General features: G+C 43.4%; 2 protein-coding genes. Both read left to right on the plus strand.

Translation table 11 applies throughout. From position 1 onward, the window contains the following. Positions 1-1,316, plus strand: a 1,316-nt coding sequence (locus tag BQ8005_RS16570) for an RHS repeat domain-containing protein (protein WP_075319315.1), incomplete at its 5' end; no start/stop codon positions are given. A gap of 351 nt (positions 1,317-1,667) precedes the next feature. After that, positions 1,668-1,909 (plus strand): hypothetical protein (locus BQ8005_RS17770; protein WP_234984100.1); only part of this gene is annotated, 242 nt, incomplete at its 3' end.

A 1,909-nucleotide genomic window follows, 5' to 3' on the forward strand; every position in this document is an offset into this window, starting at 1 on the left:
ACGGGCAGACGGGGGCAAGCAGCTACGGTTTGATAGACAATCTGACGTTCACGCTTGAGGGCAACCGGCTGAACCGTGTGGACGACGCAGTGACGAGTTCTGCCTACAACAACGGTTTCGAGTTCAAAGATGCTGTAAAGCAGGCCAATGAGTATGCCTACGACGCGAACGGCAACCTGACGAAAGATTTGAACCGTAACATTAGCAATATTCAGTATAATTTCTTAAATTTGCCAGGCAAGGTCACGTTCGGTGACGGAAGCACCATTGAATACGTCTATGCTGCCGACGGAACCAAGCTCCGCACGAAGCATGTCATCAACGGTACGACCACCACAACGGATTATTGCGGGAACGTGGTCTATGAAAACGGTGTGCAGAAGCTGCTGCTGACGGAAGCCGGTTACGTCACCCTGGCGGACAAGAAGTACCACTACTACCTGACGGACCATCAGGGGAACAACCGGGTGGTGCTGAATCAGAACGGTACGGTAGAGGAGGTGAACCATTACTATCCCTTCGGAGGACTGTTTGCTTCGTCAAACAACGTTCAGCCTTACAAGTACAACGGGAAGGAATTGGATACGAAGAACGGTCTGAACTGGTACGACTACGGGGCACGACATTACGACCCTGCGCTGGGAAGGTTTATGACTGTTGACCGTTATGCCGAGAAATACTCGTCCATGTCGCCTTACCAGTATGCGGCGAACAGTCCGGTCATGAATATTGATGTAAATGGAGACAGTGTTAGGGTTTATACAGAAACAACGTCTAATCATGGTTTAGGCCACGCTTGGATTAGTGCAGGGGAAGGAGATGATATAATTGTTTATACTTATGGTAGATATGATGGAACAAACAAAGGAGCTAACGGTTCTTTCAATTCTTTAGCTGATGGACCTGGTGTCTTAGTAAGACTTACGGGAGAAGAAGCTTTATCTTACAATAAAGAGAAAAGCCTTTCTACTGAAGTTTCTACATTTACTATTTCAGATATATCAGATGACGAATTAATAGATGTTTTAGATACGAAATTTTATTCATCATCCAATAACCCCTCTAACCCAATGTCAGAATATTATAATAGTCCTAATGCACGCATTATCGATCAATATCATATTTTGAATAATAATTGTGCGGTAATGGTATCTAATGCTTTACATGAAGCAGGATCTAAGATGTTAAATGAATATATGCTACAGCCAACTAAAACATTTGGACAATGGACAAGCGTTCTAGTACCCAAAGTATATATAAGCCCTTTAGGACTTCAGAATCACATGAAAAGTTTATTTAAATACACAGGAAAATGATGAAATGGATTACAGTAGGTTATTTGTTTAGTTCGGTTATTTTAGCTTTTATACTCTTATATGTGATGATTACTAATATGGTAAATTACGGATTGAATAACTCTTCGTTTTATTTAGATATGTTTATAAAATGCATAAAGTTCTTTTTGGGATATACCATCATAAACATTGTCTATCTATCAACTATAATCTTTGATTACCATAAGAAGAAATATTGTTAAATAGACCTTTTGAATTAGACATAATGAATAAAAGAGCAATTCTTGTTTTGGAGTAATCTGATTCAAGAATTACCTTCTTGTTTTATGTATAAAAGGAAGTAAATCTGAACTGAATTTTGGAATAGACACGGTGACGTCCTCGGGCGTCCTGTCCGACGGGGGCCTGTATCCTTCGGGTTCTCTCGAAGTGGTCCGCTCGACGGACGAGGACGGTCACGTCCGCCTGTCGTTCCTCGACAAGCAGGGGCGCACGCTCCTGGACCGTGGGGTGCTCTCCGGTGACAGCTACGCCGACACGTACTACGTGTACGACTCCCGCGGGCTGCTCCGCCACGTGCTGACTCCCGCGATGGGCAGCGACTTCTCCTCCTC

Source organism: Bacteroides togonis, assembly GCF_900130135.1.
In the GTDB taxonomy this organism is placed as follows: domain Bacteria; phylum Bacteroidota; class Bacteroidia; order Bacteroidales; family Bacteroidaceae; genus Bacteroides; species Bacteroides pullorum.